The 16,228-nt window shown below is 74.7% G+C and carries 1 pseudogene; it reads left to right on the top strand.

The annotated features are described in order from the left end of the window. Positions 1-12 precede the first annotated feature (12 nt). Positions 13-16,202, top strand: a pseudogene (locus J1792_RS36120) (type I polyketide synthase); the annotation flags it as partial. Positions 16,203-16,228: the final 26 nt, after the last annotated feature.

Below are 16,228 nucleotides of genomic sequence, written 5' to 3'. Positions count from 1 at the left end.
GAGGCTCCGATGGCGAATGAGACAAAGCTCCGCGAATACCTCAAGCGGGCTACCACCGACCTGACCCAGATCCGGCAGCGGCTGCGTGCCGTGGAGGCCGCGAACCACGAGCCGATCGCCATCGTGGGTATGGCCTGCCGGTTCCCCGGTGGCGTCGACAGCCCCGAGGCGCTCTGGCGGCTGGTGTCCCGGGACACCGACGCGATCTCCGCGTTCCCCGAGGACCGCGGCTGGGACCTGGGCTTCTTCGACGCCGCCGACGCCGCGGGCGGCACCTTCCAGCGGAAGGGCGGATTCCTGCGCGACGTCGCGGACTTCGACCCTTCCCTGTTCGGGATCTCGCCGCGCGAGGCCCTCGGCATGGACCCCCAGCAGCGCCTGATGCTGGAGACCTCCTGGGAGGCCGTGGAGCGGGCGGGCATCGACCCGACCTCACTGCGCGGCAGCCGCACCGGCGTCTTCGCGGGCGTGATGTACAACGAGTACGCCGCCCGCGCCCTGGACATCCCGGAGGGTGTGGCCACCTACCTGGGCACCGGCAGCGCGCCCAGCGTCGTCACCGGCCGGGTGTCGTACACCCTCGGCCTGGAGGGCCCGGCGGTCACCGTCGACACGGCCTGCTCGTCCTCCCTGGTGGCCCTGCACCTGGCCGCCCAGGCGCTGCGCGCCGGCGAGTGCTCGCTCGCCCTGGCCGGCGGCGTCGCGGTGATGGTCACCCCGAACACGTTCGTCGACTTCGCGATGTCCGGCGGCCAGTCGCCGGACGGCCGCTGCAAGGCGTTCGGCGCGGACGCCGACGGTGCGGGCTGGGCCGAGGGCGTCGGCATGCTCCTGGTGGAGCGGCTCTCCGACGCCCGCCGCAACGGCCACCGGGTGCTCGCGGTCGTACGGGGGTCGGCGGTCAACCAGGACGGTGCGTCCAGCGGGCTCACCGCCCCCAACGGCCCCTCACAGCAGCGCGTCATCCGCCAGGCCCTCGCCAACGCCCGCCTGTCCGCCGCCGACATCGACGCCGTCGAGGCCCACGGCACCGGCACGACGCTGGGCGACCCGATCGAGGCGCAGGCGCTCCTCGCCACGTACGGTCAGGAGCGCGCCGGGGGCAGGCCCCTCTTCCTGGGCTCCCTGAAGTCGAACATCGGCCACACCCAGGCGGCGGCCGGTGTCGGCGGCGTCATCAAGTCCGTGCTGGCGATACGTCACGGAGTCCTGCCCAGAACGCTGCACGCCGACGAGCCGTCGCCGCACATCGACTGGTCGGCGGGCGCGGTGGAACTCCTCACCGAATCCCGCCCGTGGCCCGAGACCGGCGGACCGCGCCGGGTGGGCGTCTCGTCGTTCGGCGTGAGCGGCACCAACGCGCACACCATCATCGAACAGGCCCCGGACGAGGCGCCGGAAGAACCCCCCGGCACCGTGACCCCCGCGTCCGGACCGCTGCCGTGGCCGGTGTCGGGCAAGACCCCCGCCGCGCTGGCGGGCCAGGCGGCCCGCCTCCTGAAGTGGCTGGACGACGTCCCGCAGGCCGGCCCGTCCGACGTGGGCCTCTCCCTGGTCACCTCGCGGGCCACGCTCGACCACCGCGCGGTGGTACTGGGCGAGGACCAGGACGACTTCCGCCGCGGCCTGGAAGCACTCGCCCGCGGCGAGGAGACGCCCGGCGTCGTCCGCCGCACCGGCGACACGGGCCGGGGTGCCCCCGTCTTCGTCTTCCCGGGCCAGGGCTCCCAGTGGGTCGGCATGGCGGCCGGACTGCTGGACTCCTCCGCGGTGTTCCGGGAGCGGATCGCGGAGTGCGAGCAGGCGCTGGCCCCGTTCGTGGACTGGTCGCTGACCGACGTACTGCGCGCCGAAGGCGACGAGGGGCAGGCCCTCCTCGACCGCGTCGACGTCGTCCAGCCCGTGCTGTGGGCCGTCATGGTCTCCCTCGCCGGACTCTGGCGCTCGGCAGGCGTCCAGCCGTCGGTGGTCATCGGGCACTCGCAGGGCGAGATCGCCGCCGCCGTCGTCGCGGGCGCGCTGAGCGTCGCGGACGGCGCCCGCGTCGTCGCCCTGCGCAGCCGCGCCATCGCCGCCGTCCTGGCCGGGCGGGGCGGCATGGTCTCCCTGATGCTCGGCCGCACCGCATCCGACGCACTCGTCGCCCCCTGGGGCGAAGCCCTGTCGGTGGCTGCTGTCAACGGCCCGCTGTCGACCGTCGTCTCGGGTGACGCCGGCGCCCTGAACGAACTCCTCGCCCACTGCGAGCGGACCGGCGTACGCGCCCGCCGCATCGCCGTCGACTACGCCTCCCACTCCGCCCACGTCGAGCGGCTCCGCGAGCGGCTCCTCGACGAACTCGCCCCCATCCGCCCGCGCTCCTGCGACGTGCCGTTCCACTCGACGGTGACGGGCCGGCCGATGGACACGGCGGACCTGGACGCCGAGTACTGGTACGAGAACCTGCGCCGCACCGTCGGCTTCGAGCAGGCCACCCGGCAGCTCCTCACCGAGGGCCACTCGCTGTTCCTGGAGATGAGCCCGCACCCGGTGCTCGTCAACGGCATCAGCGAGACCGTCGAGGACGCGGGCGCGCGCGCCGCCGTCCTGGGCACCCTGCGCCGCGGCGAAGGCGGCGCGCGCCGCTGGCTCACCGCCCTGGCCGACGCCCACGTCCACGGCGCGACCGTGGACTGGACCACCGTCCTCGCCCCGCACGGCGGCCGCCGCGTCGAGCTGCCCACGTACGCCTTCCAGCGCAAGCGCTACTGGCTGGAGCCCCTGCGCACCGCGCCCCTGCCCGCCGCGTACGAGAACACCGCGCCGGACTCCTGGCGATACCGCACCGACTGGCACGCCTCCCCGCTCGACCAGGGCTCCCTGTCCGGGACATGGCTGCTGCCGGTCCCGGCCGGCCTCGGCGACGACGCGCTCGTGGTCGCCGTACGCGAAACCCTGGAGGCCGCCGGAGCCACCGTGCTCCCCCTGGAACTGCCCGCCGGAGGACACGACCGGCTCACCCTCGCGGCGAAGATCGGCGAACTGACCGACACCGGAGAGCTGTCCGGCGTCCTCTCGCTGCTGGCTCTCAACGAGGACCCCCACCCGGCCGAACCGGACGTCCCCGCCGCGCTCGCCGACTCCCTCACCCTGCTCCAGGCCCTGCACGGGGCACGCAGAGACACCCCCTTGTGGTGCGTCACCCGGGGCGCCGTCACCACCGGCGACGACGACCCGATCACCCACCCCCTCCAGGCCCTGGTCTGGGGACTGGGCCGCATCGCCGCCCACGAATACCCCCGCTGGGGCGGCCTCGTGGACCTCGCGGGAGGCACGGACACCCGGCAGGCGCTCTCCTGGCTGTCCGGGGTCCTCGCCAAGGACACCGGCGAGGACCAGGTCGCGCTGCGCGCCTCCGGCGCGTACGTCCCACGCCTCGTCCGCGCGGCCACCGCCGACACCCCCGCCGTACGCGACTGGAAGCCGACCGGCACCGTCCTGGTCACCGGCGCCACCGGTGGCATCGGCTCCCACGTCGCCCGCTGGCTCGCCCGGAACGGCGCCGACCACCTGCTCCTCATCAGCCGCCGCGGCACCGCCGCGCCCGGCGCCGAGGACCTCCTCGCCGAACTCACCGGCATGGGCGTCGAGGTCACCATGGCCGCCGCCGACCCGGCCGACCGCGAGGTCCTGGCGGACCTGCTCGACGCGATCCCCGAGGAGCACCCGCTGACGGCGGTCTTCCACGCCGCCGGCGTGGTCGACTCGAGCATCCTCGACTCTCTCACCTCCGACCGCATGGCCACCGCCCTGCGCCCCAAGCTCCAGGTCGCGCAGAACCTGCACGAACTGACCCGGGACCTGGACCTGTCGGCGTTCGTCCTGTTCTCCTCGCTCGCCGCCGTCTTCGGCGCCGCGGGCGAGGGCAACTACGGCCCGGGCAACGCCTACCTCGACGCCCTGGCCCAGCACCGCCGCGCCGAGGGCCTGCCCGCGACCTCCATCGCCTGGGGGTCGTGGGCAGGCGCCGGGATGGCCGCGGGCGACATCGGTGACGCCATGTCACGCCACGGCATCCCGCGCATGGCCCCGGAGCTGGGCATCGAGGGCCTCCAACAGGCCCTGGACCACGACGACGTCACCGTCGCCGTCGCGGACATCGACTGGCCGACCTTCTCCTACTTCTTCACCGCCACCACCTCCACCCACCTCCTCGACGCCCTGGACACCGCCGCCCGCCCGGCGGCCCCGAGCCCCGCGCACGTACCGGACGAGGAGCCGCAGGACGACGCCCCGCCGTTGCTGCGGACCCTGCGGGAGGCCTCACAGGCCGAACGCAGCCGCACCCTGCTCGCCCTCGTCCGCGACCAGCTGCGGCAGGTGCTGGGCCACGAGTCGGTCGACGAGATCGAGCCAGGCCGGCCCTTCCAGAACCTCGGCCTGTCCTCGGCGGGCTCCGTGGAACTGCGCAACCGCATCGCCCTGACGACCGGCCTGCGCGCCCCCGCCACGGTCGTCTTCGACTACCCGACGTGCCTCGAACTCGCCCGCTACCTCGGCGAACAGCTCACCGAGCGGACCGGGCCGGCCGGGCAGAGCGGCCCGGCCGCCCAGGTCCGTCCAGCCGTCCCCGACGACGAACCCATCGCGATCATCGGCATGAGCTGCCGCTTCCCCGGCGGAGTCCGCTCGCCGGAAGACCTGTGGCAGCTGGTCCGCAGCGGCACCGACGCGCTGACCCCGCTCCCCGACGACCGCGGCTGGGACCTCGACGGGCTCTACCACCCGGACCCCGACCACCCCGGCACCAGCTACGCCCGCGAGGGCGGATTCATCCCCGACGCGACGGAGTTTGACGCCGGGCTGTTCGGGATCTCGCCGCGCGAGGCGCTCGCCATGGACCCGCAGCAGCGCCTCCTGCTGGAAGCCTCCTGGGAGGTCTTCGAGCGGGCGGGAATGGACCCACGCGCCCTGCGCGGCAGCCAGACCGCCGTGTTCGCCGGCACCGGCGGCCAGGACTACATCAGCCTGCTCGCCGCCTCCTCCGAGTCCACCGAGGGCTACCTCGCCACCGGCGGCGCACCGAGCGTGGTCTCGGGCCGGGTGTCGTACGTCTTCGGCCTCGAAGGCCCCGCGGTCACCGTCGACACCGCCTGCTCGTCCTCCCTGGTCGCCCTCCACCTGGCCGTGCAGGCGCTGCGCAAGGGCGAATGCGACCTCGCGCTCGCGGGCGGCGTGAGCGTCCTGTCCAGCCCCAGCATCTTCATCGAGTTCAGCAGCCAGCGTGGCATGTCGTCCGACGGCCGCTGCAAGTCCTTCGCCGCCGCCGCCGACGGCGCCGGATGGGGCGAGGGCGTCGGCGTGCTCCTGGTGGAGCGCCTCTCCGACGCCCGCCGCAACGGCCACCGGGTGCTGGCGGTCGTCCGCGGCTCCGCCATCAACTCCGACGGCGCCTCCAACGGCCTGACCGCCCCCAACGGCCCCTCCCAGCAGCGTGTCATCCGCCAGGCCCTCGCCGGCGCGGGACTGACCACCGCCGACGTCGACGCCGTCGAGGCGCACGGCACCGGCACCACCCTCGGTGACCCGATCGAGGCGCAGGCGCTCCTCGCCACGTACGGTCAGGACCGCCCGGCCGACCGGCCGCTGCTGCTCGGCTCGGTCAAGTCCAACATCGGCCACACCCAGGCCGCGGCCGGCATGGCCGGTGTGATCAAGATGGTCATGGCGATGCGCCACGGCGAGCTGCCGCGGACCCTGCACGTCGACGCGCCGTCGCCGCATGTGGACTGGTCGGCCGGCGCCGTGGAGCTGCTGACCGAGACCCGGCCGTGGCCCGAGACCGGCGGACCGCGCCGCGCGGGCATCTCTTCCTTCGGCATCAGCGGCACCAACGCGCACACCATCATCGAGCAGTACGTCGACGACGAGCCGACGTCAGAGGCCGAGCCGATCGCCGCTCCGGAGGGCACCCTGCTGCCCTGGCTCCTCTCGGCCGGCTCGCCCGAGGGCCTGGCCGAGCAGGGCGCCCGGCTGGCCGCCCTGGTCCTCGCGAAGGCGGATCTCCGCCTCAACGACATCGCGCTCTCCCTGGCCACCACCCGCGCCGACCTCGACCACCGCGCGGTCCTGCTCTCCTCGGACCGGGACGGCTTCCTGGCCGGACTGGACGCCCTGAACGCGGGCCGCACGGCGACCGGACTGGTCACGGGCACGGCAGGATCCGGCCTGACGGCGTTCTTGTTCACGGGGCAGGGGGCGCAGCGGGCCGGGATGGGCCGGGAGCTTTACGCGGCGTTCCCGGTGTTCGCGGAGGCGTTGGACGCGGTGGCGGAGCGGCTGGATTCGCAGCTGGAGCGTCCGGTCCGGGGGGTCCTCTTCGGTGACGGGGAGCTGATCGACCAGACGGTTTACGCGCAGGCGGCGCTTTTTGCGCTGGAAGTGTCCCTGTTCCGGCTCATGGAGTCGTGGGGTGTCACTCCTGATTTCCTGCTGGGTCATTCGATCGGTGAGTTGGCTGCCGCGCACGTCGCCGGGGTGCTGTCGCTGGACGACGCGTGCACCCTGGTTGCCGCTCGGGGGCGTCTGATGCAGGCGTTGCCGTCCGGTGGGGCGATGCTCGCCGTCGAGGGCATCGAGTCAGAGATAGCCGAGGTCCTGTCCTCGTACGAGAACCGCGTCAGTATCGCCGCCGTCAACGGGCCCACCTCGCTCGTGGTCTCCGGTGACGCGGATGCCGTCGCGGAGCTGGAGGCCGCGTGGCGCGCCGAAGGCCGGCGGGTCAAGCGGCTGACCGTGTCGCACGCGTTCCACTCGCCGCGCATGGACGCGATGCTCGACGAATTCGCCGTGGTGGCCGGGGGGCTGGATTTCCGTGCTCCCCGGATTCCGGTCGTCTCCAATGTGAGCGGCACGCTCGCTGACCCGGAGGAGATCCGGACCCCTGCCTATTGGGTGAGGCACGTCCGTGAGGCGGTGCGTTTCGCCGATGGTGTCCGGTATCTGACCGATCAGGGGGTGACGACGCTCGTCGAGCTCGGCCCGGACGGTGTGCTGTCCGCCATGGCCCAGGAGACCGCCGACCTCCACGCGGTCCCCGTCCTGCGCGGCGGCCGCGACGAGACCGAAACGGTCCTGACCGCCCTTGCCACGGCCCATACCCATGGCACCCCCGTCGACTGGGCCTCGGTCCTCGCGCCGCACCAGGGCCGGACCGTCGAGCTGCCCACGTACGCCTTCCAACGCCGACGCTACTGGCCGTCGTTCGGCTCCGTCGCGCCCGCCGTCCCCACCCATGCCGAACCGGCCGAAGAGCGCTTCTGGGCGGCTGTGGAGTCCGAGGACCTGGACGCGATCGCCGACGCCCTCGGCCTGGACGACCGGCACGGCCTCGACTCCGTACTGCCCGCGCTGTCGGCCTGGCGCAAGAAGCACCGGGAGCGGTCCACCGTGGATTCCTGGCGCTATCGGATCGGTTGGGAGCCGCTTCCCGAGTCGGGAACCGCCCGGCTCTCCGGCACCTGGCTGATGCTGGCCGAGGGCGCGAGCGCCCTGGCCGACGACACGGCCGCCGCGCTCCGGCGCGCGGGCGCGACCCCCCTCGTGCTGGCGCCCGTCTCCTCCGAAGAGACCGCGTCGGATCTGGCCCGGCGGCTGCGGGACGCCGCGGCCGGACATGACGGGCCGGCCGGGGTCCTTGCGCTGCCCGCCGCCGTGCCGCCGGTCACTCGGGGCCCGGCAGGGCTCGCCTCCACCGTGACCCTGCTGCGGGCGCTGGGCGAGACGGGTTTCGCCGCGCCCCTGTGGTGCGCCACCTCCGGTGCCGTGTCCGCGGTACGTTCCGACCGCCCCGTGCAGCCGGAGCAGGCGGCCCTGTGGGGTCTGGGCCGGGTCGCGGCCCTGGAGTCCCCGCGGCGCTGGGGCGGACTCGTCGACCTGCCGGAGCGGCTGGACGAGCGGGCCGGTGACCGGCTCGCCCGGCTCCTGTCGGGCGAACTCGGTGAGGATCAGGTCGCGTTGCGCGGTGCCGGACTGTTCGGCCGCCGCCTGCACCACGTCCCCTCCTCCGACGCGCTCGACTCCCAGCCTGCCTGGACCGCCCCCGCGTCGGCGCTCGTCACCGGCGGCACCGGTGCCCTCGGCGCACAGCTCGCCCACTGGCTGGCCGAGCGGGGCACCGCCCGGTTGGTGCTGCTCTCCCGGCGGGGGGACACCGCACCCGGTGCGGCCGAACTCATCACCGCCCTGGCCGAATCGGGTGCCGAGGCCACCGTCCACGCGTGCGATGTCGCGGACCGTGACGCGCTCGCCGCCGTACTGTGCGAGCACCCGGTGGACGCGGTGTTCCACACCGCCGGTGTCCTGGACGACGGAGTCCTGGAGACCCTCACCCCCGAGCGGCTGCGCGCCGTGCTCGACGCGAAGGCGCTCGGCGCCGCGCACCTGGACGAGCTGACCGGGCCCGACCTGGACGCGTTCGTCGTGTTCTCGTCGGTCGCGGGCACCCTGGGCAGCTCCGGGCAGGGCGCGTACGCCGCCGCCAACGCCCACCTCGACGCCCTTGTGGCCCGCCGCCGCGCCCACGGCCTGCCGGGCACCTCCGTCGCCTGGGGGGCCTGGGCCGGTTCCGGCATGGCCGCCGACGAGACCGCGGCACAGCGGATGCGAGGCGCCGGGATTCCCGCCATGGAGCCCCGGTCGGCGCTCGCCGCACTCGACCGGACGCTGGCCGAAGGGGACCGGGGCGGCGACGGGTGCGTCGTGGTGGCCGACGTGGACTGGGCGCGCTTCGCGCCGCGGTTCACCGCCACCCGGCCGAGCCCCCTCCTCTCCACGCTTCCCGAACTGCGACAGGCCGCTCCCGCGGAGCCGCGGGACGCCACGCCGGGCAACGCCCTGGAGCGGCGGCTCGACGGCGGTACCCCCGACGAGCGCCGCCAGCTCCTCCTCGACGTCGTCCGCGAACACGCCGCACTCGTCCTCGGGCACGGCTCCACCGGTGCGATCGGAGCCGGGCGCGTCTTCCGCGATCTGGGCTTCGACTCGCTGACCGCCCTCGAACTGCGCAACCTGCTGGGCGCGGCCACGGGCCTCTCCCTGCCCGCCGGGCTGGTCTTCGACCACCCGACACCGCAGGAGCTCGCCGCGTACCTGGACGGCGAACTGGGCGGCGGGACCCGCACGGACGCCACCGCCCCGGTCGTCGTCGCGGCCACCGACGACGAACCGATCGCCATCATCGGCATGAGCTGCCGCTTCCCCGGCGGCGTCGGCTCTCCCGAGGACCTGTGGCAGCTGCTGTCCGACGGCACGGACGCCATGTCCGATTTCCCCGCCAACCGAGGCTGGGACCTCGACGCCCTTTTCCATCCCGACCGGGAGCACACCGGCACCTCGTACACCCGTGTCGGCGGATTCCTCTACGACGCGGGGGAGTTCGACGCCGGGCTCTTCGGCATCTCGCCCCGCGAGGCCCTCGCCATGGACCCGCAGCAGCGGCTCCTCCTGGAGACCGCGTGGGAAGTCTTCGAGCGGGCCGGGATCGACCCCGCCTCCGTGCGCGGTTCGCGCACGGGCGTCTTCGCCGGTACGAACGGGCAGCCGTACGGCGCCCTGCTGGCCGGCCGGGCGGCCGACGTCGAGGGCCACATAGGTACCGGCAACGCGGCCAGCGTGATGTCGGGCCGCGTCAGTTACGCCTTCGGTCTCGAGGGCCCCGCCATGACCGTCGACACCGCGTGCTCCTCCTCCCTCGTCGCCCTGCACCTCGCCGTGCAGGCTCTGCGCGGCGGCGAGTGCTCGCTCGCGTTGGCGAGCGGGGTGACGGTCATGGCCAACCCGGGGATCTTCGTCGAGTTCAGTGCCCAGCAGGGCCTCGCCCCGGACGGGCGCTGCAAGGCGTTCGGCGCGGGCGCGGACGGGACCGGCTGGGGCGAGGGTGTCGGCGTGCTGCTCGTGGAGCGCCTGTCGGACGCCCGGCGCAACGGTCACGAGGTCCTGGCGGTCGTGCGGGGCTCCGCCGTCAACCAGGACGGCGCGTCCAACGGGCTCACCGCCCCCAACGGACCCTCCCAGGAACGCGTCATCCGCCAAGCGCTCGCCAATTCGGGCCTGACCACTGCCGACATCGACGCCGTCGAGGCGCATGGTACGGGTACGAAGCTGGGCGACCCGATCGAGGCGCAGGCGCTGCTCGCCACGTACGGTCAGGACCGCCCGGCCGACCGGCCGCTGTGGCTCGGCTCGGTCAAGTCCAACATCGGTCACACCCAGGCCGCCTCCGGTGTCGCCGGGATCATCAAGATGGTCATGGCCATGCGCCACGGCACCCTGCCCAGGACCCTGCACGCCGACGAACCGTCCCCCCACGTGGCGTGGGGCTCCGGCGCGGTCGAGTTGCTCACCGAGGCCCGGGCGTGGCCCGGGCAGGAGGACCGGCCGCGCCGTGCGGGCATCTCCTCGTTCGGCGTCAGCGGCACCAACGTGCACACCATCATCGAGGAGGCGCCCCCGACCGCCCCGGCCCCCGGCGCCCGGGCCCGGACGACGGGCACCCTCCCGTGGGTCGTCTCGGGCGACACCCCGAGGCCTTGGCCGCCCAGGCGGGCCGCCTGGGCGCCTGGCTCACGGGCGCCCCGGAGACCGTGCCGGACCCGGCCGACGTGGCCGTGTCCCTGGTCGCCTCCCGCGCGGCGCTGGAACACCGGGCCGTGGTCCTCGGCCCGGACACCGAGACCCTCCGCCGCGGACTCGACACGCTGGCACGCGGCGAGCAGGCCCCCTCCCTGGTGCGCCGCGAAGGCGACACCGGCCAGGGCGGCGCGGTCTTCGTCTTCCCCGGCCAGGGGGCGCAATGGGCTGGAATGGCAAGGGAACTGCTCGACACCTCGCCCGTGTTCCGGGAGAGCGTCGAGGAGTGCGAGCGGGCGCTCGCCCCGTTCGCCGACTTCTCGCTGCTCGACGTGCTGCGCTCCGACGGCGCGCTGCTGGAACGGGTCGACGTCGTCCAGCCGGTGCTGTGGGCCGTCATGGTCTCCCTTGCCGCGCTGTGGCGTTCCGCCGGAGTGGCCCCGGTCGCGGTCGTCGGCCACTCCCAGGGCGAGATCGCCGCTGCCGTGGTGGCGGGCGGGCTCAGCGTCGAGGACGGCGCCCGCGTCGTCGCCCTGCGCAGCCGCGCCATCGCCGAGATACTGGCCGGGCAGGGCGGCATGGTCTCCGTGGGCGTCGCCCGCGGCGACGCCGCCGCACTGATCGCCCCCTGGGGCGAGGCCCTCTCCGTCGCCGCCGCCAACGGCCCCTCCTCCACGGTGATCTCGGGCGCCGCCCACGCCGTGGACGAGCTCCTGGAGGAATGTGCGCAGCGCGAACTGCGGGCCCGCCGGATCCCGGTGGACTACGCCTCGCACTCGGCGCAGGTCGAACAGATCCGGGAGCGGCTTCTTGCCGAACTCGCGGAGCTGCGCCCCCGCACCTCCAGGGTGCCGTTCCACTCGGCGGTGACCGGGCAGGAGCTGGACACGGCCGGGCTCGACGCCGAGTACTGGTACGAGAACCTGCGCCGCACCGTCGAGTTCGAGCGCGCCACGCGCGGCCTGCTGGACTCCGGACGCTCGGTGTTCGTCGAGGTCAGCCCGCACCCCGTACTGACCGTCGGGATCGAGGAGACCGTCTCGGACGCCGCCGCCCGCGCCGCCGTCCTCGCCACCCTGCGACGCGGCGAGGACAGCGGCGAACGCTGGCTGACCGCACTCGCCCAGGCGTACGTCCAGGGCCTTCCCGTGGACTGGCGAGCGGTGCTCGCGCCCGCCGGCGGACGCCGGGTGGCGCTGCCCACGTACGCCTTCCAGCGCCGTCACTACTGGCCCGAGCCGGTACGCCCCGCGGCCGTCTCCGCCACCGCGGCACAACCGGACTCCGCGCTGGGCTACGAGGTCGCCTGGCAGCCGGTCGGCGCACTCGGCTCCGTCCGCCCCACCGGCACCTGGATCCTCGTGCGCTCGGCCGCACACGCGGACCACCCGGTCGCCGCAGCGCTCACCCGGGCCGGTGTCCACGTCACCGAGGTCGTCGCCGCCGACGGCGAGCCCGACCGCCGGGACCTCGCGGAGCGGCTGCTCGCCGCCGGCGCCGGACAGGCCGCCGGAGTCCTGTCGCTGCTCGCCCTCGACGAGGGCACGACGGCGGACGGGCTCGCCACCGCACTGGCCGCCACGGTGGCCCTGACCCAGGCCCTCGGGGACCTGGACTGCCCCGCGCCGCTGTGGTGCGCCACCCGGGGCGCCGTCTCCGTCGGCCCCTCCGACCTGCTCACCGACCCGTCCCAGGCCCTGGTCTGGGGCTTCGGCCGGTCGGCCGCACTGGAGTTCCCGCAGCGCTGGGGCGGATTGATCGACCTGCCCGACGCCTTCGGCCCCCGTACCGGCGAGCGGGTCGTCGCGACGCTGGCGCAGGCGGCGGAGGACCAGGTCGCGGTCCGCGCGGGCGGGGTGTTCGCCCGCAGGCTGCGGCGCACCGCCCGGATCGGCGCGGCACCGCACGCCCGCCGGGAGACGCGGGTCGTCGCCGGCCCCGTCCTGGTCACCGGCGGTACGGGAGCGCTCGGTGCCGAGGTCGCCACCTGGCTCGCCGCGCACGGCACCGAGCGGCTGGTCCTCACCAGCCGCAGGGGCCAGGACGCACCGGGGGCCGCCGAACTCGTCGCGGAACTGGCCGAGCTGGGCGCCGAGGCCACCGTCGTGGCCTGCGACGTTGCGGACCGCGAGGCGCTCGCCGCCGTACTCGAAGCGCACCCGGTCACCGGTGTGGTGCACACCGCGGGTGTCGCCCGCACGGCGGCGGTGTCCGAGCTGGACGGCCCCGGCCTCGCCCAGGAGCTGCGCGCCAAGGTGATCGGCGCCGCTCACCTGCACGAACTGCTCGCGGACAGGCCACTGGAACTGTTCGTCCTGTTCTCCTCGATCGCCGGCGTCTGGGGCGGAGCCGGCCAGTCCGGATACGCGGCGGCCAACGCCTACCTGGACGCCCTGGCCCAGCGGCGCCGGGCGGACGGCCTGCCCGCCACCTCGGTGGCCTGGGGTGCCTGGGCCAAGGGGGGCATGGCGACCCGCGACGGAGCGGGAGAGTTCCTGGCGCGGCGCGGCATCCGGCAGATGACGCCCGACGCGTGCCTGTCGGCGCTCGCGGACGCACGGGACGCGGGGCTCGCCGCCGTGACGGTCGCGGACATGGACTGGGAGACGTTCGCCCCCGCGTTCACCTCGACGCGGCCCAGCCCGCTCATCGGTGACCTGCCCGAGGTCCGTGCCGCCCTCGCGGCGGGCGACGCCGGCACCGCCGTCGATGCGCAGGGGCAGACCCCGCTCGCCGGCCGGCTGGCCGCGCTGCCCGCCGGTGAGCGGCCGCACACCGTGCTCGCACTCGTCCGCCGGGAGACGGCCGACGTCCTCGGGTACGACAACGCGGACGCCGTCGAGGCCGACCGTCCCTTCAAGGACTTCGGCATCGACTCGCTCACCGCGGTCCAGGTGCGCAACCGGATCGCCACCGCGACCGGCCTGCGGCTGCCGACGACCCTGCTGTTCGATCACCCGAACCCGCGGGCCCTGGCCGCCGACGTGCTGGAGCGGCTGACACGGGGTGGTGCCATCGAGGCTCCCGCGGAGACCACCCCGGCGCGCAGCACCCCGGCACCCGACGACGACCCGATCGCGATCGTGTCCATGAGCTGCCGCTACCCGGGCGGGGCCCACTCCCCGGAGCGGCTGTGGGACCTCGTCGCGGCCGGCGCCGACGGCATGACCCCGTTCCCGGTCGACCGCGGCTGGGAGGCCCTTCTCGGCGGCAGCCTGCCGGACCTGGTGGGCGGATTCGTCCACAACGCCCCGGAGTTCGACGCCGCCCTGTTCGGCATCTCGCCGCGCGAGGCCCTCGCCATGGATCCGCAGCAGCGGCTCGTGCTGGAGGCGGCCTGGGAACTGGTGGAACGGGCCGGACTCACTCCGCGGACCCTGCACGGCTCCGACACCGGCGTCTTCATCGGCGCCTCCGCGTCGGGCTACGGCTCGGCCGGGCTGCCGCTGCCCGCCGAGGCGGCGGGCCACGCGCTCACCGGCAGCGCCAACAGCGTCCTCTCCGGCCGGGTGTCCTACGCCTTCGGCCTGGAGGGCCCGTCGGTCACCACCGACACCGCGTGCTCGTCGTCGCTGGTCGCCCTGCACCTGGCCGCGCAGGCCCTGCGCGCGGGGGAGTGCTCTCTGGCACTGGTCGGCGGCGTCGCGGTGATGGCCGTGCCCGCGGCCTTCGTGGAGTTCGACCGGCAGAACGGTCTCGCCGCCGACGGCCGCTGCAAGTCCTTCGCCGCCGGCGCGGACGGCACGGGCTGGGGCGAGGGCGTCGGCATGGTCCTGCTGGAGCGGCTCTCCGACGCCCGCCGCAACGGCCACCAGGTCCTCGCGGTGCTGCGCGGCAGCGCCGTCAACCAGGACGGCGCCTCCAACGGGCTGACCGCCCCGCACGGCCCGGCCCAGCAGAAGGTCATCCGGCAGGCGCTCGCCAACGCCGGACTCCGGGCGGCCGACGTGGACGCCGTCGAGGGCCACGGCACCGGCACGACACTGGGCGACCCGATCGAGGCGCAGGCCCTGCTCGCCACGTACGGCCAGGAGCGGCCGCAGGACGCCCCGCTGTGGCTGGGCTCCCTGAAGTCCAACATCGGCCACACGCAGGCGGCTTCGGGTCTCGCCGGGGTCATCAAGATGGTGCAGGCCCTTCAGCACGGTGTTCTGCCGAAGACCCTGCACGTGGACGAGCCGTCGCCGCACGTGGACTGGTCGGCCGGCGCGGTCGAGCTGCTGCGCGAGGCGCGCGAGTGGCCTCGCAGGGCCCGCCCGCGCAGGGCCGCCGTCTCCTCGTTCGGCATCAGCGGCACCAACGCGCACGTCATCATCGAGCAGGCGCCGGATGCCGAGCGGCCCGCGCCCGTGCGCGACGAACCCGCCCGCCCGCGGCCGCCCGTCCTGCCCTGGGTCCTCTCGGCCCGCTCGGCGGACGCGCTGCGCGCCCAGGCCGCCCGGCTGCACGCCCACGTGGCGGCGGACCGGGACGACCTGGCGGGCATCGGCCGCTCGCTGGCCACCACCCGGGCCGTCCTCGGCCACCGGGCCGCCGTGCTCGCCGCCGACCGCGACGGGTTCCTCGACGCGCTCGACGGAATCGCGCGGGGCACGAGTCCGGAGGACGGAGCGGCTACGGTGCTGCGCGGCTCCGGCAGCGGACGGCTGGCGTTCCTGTTCCCCGGCCAGGGTGCGCAGCGGCCCGGCGCGGGCCGCGAGCTGTACGACGCGTTCCCGGTCTTCGCGGAGGCACTGGACGCGATCTGCGCCCGGTTCGATTCCGTGGCCGCAGTCGACCCGCCGCTGCGCGAGGTGCTGTTCGCCGACGCCGGTACGCCCGGCGCGGTGCTGCTGGACCGGACCGACTGCACGCAGGCCGCCCTGTTCGCGCTCTCGGTGGCGACCTTCCGGCTGTACGAGGCCTGGGGAATCGTTCCGGACCTGCTGCTCGGCCACTCGGTCGGAGAACTCGCCGCGGCCCATGTCGCCGGGGTGCTTTCCCTCGACGACGCCTGCACGCTGGTCGCGGCCCGCGGCAGGTTGATGGAGGGAACCCCGGCGGGCGCCATGCTCGCCGTGGGGCTGGGCGAGGAAGAGACGGCCGCACTGCTCGACGGGCTCGACGGCCGGGCCGGTGTCGCCGCGGTCAACGGCCCCGCCTCGGTCGTCCTCTCCGGCGACCCGGAAGCGGTCGACGAGCTCGCCGCCCGGGCGCAGGAGGCAGGCCACCGGGTACGGCGGCTTGCCGCCGCGCACGGTTTCCACTCGCCCCTTATGGACGGCATGCTCGACGAATTCGCCACCGTGGCCAAGGAGCTGGACTTCCGGGCGCCGCGACTGCCGATCGTCTCCAACATCACCGGAAGGCTCGCCGACGCCGACGAGATCCGGACCCCCGCATACTGGGTGCGCCAGGTGCGCTCGGCCGTACGGTACGCCGACGGGGTGGACAGCCTGCACGGCCGCGACGTCACCACGTACCTCGAAGTCGGCCCGGGCGGCGTCCTCTCGGCCCTGACCCGACACTGCCTCGACCGGCGCACCACCGTCGCCGGTCAGGACATCGCCGCCGTCGCGTCGCTGCCCAGGGGCCGCGGCGAGACCGAAGCGGTCCTGGAGGCCGCCGCCCGGCTGCACGT

Origin of the sequence: Streptomyces triculaminicus (assembly GCF_017349075.1) — a bacterium.
Taxonomy (GTDB): Bacteria; Actinomycetota; Actinomycetes; order Streptomycetales; family Streptomycetaceae; genus Streptomyces; species Streptomyces triculaminicus.
Note: the sequence above shows the minus strand (reverse complement) of the source record. Positions and strands in the feature narration are given on the sequence as shown.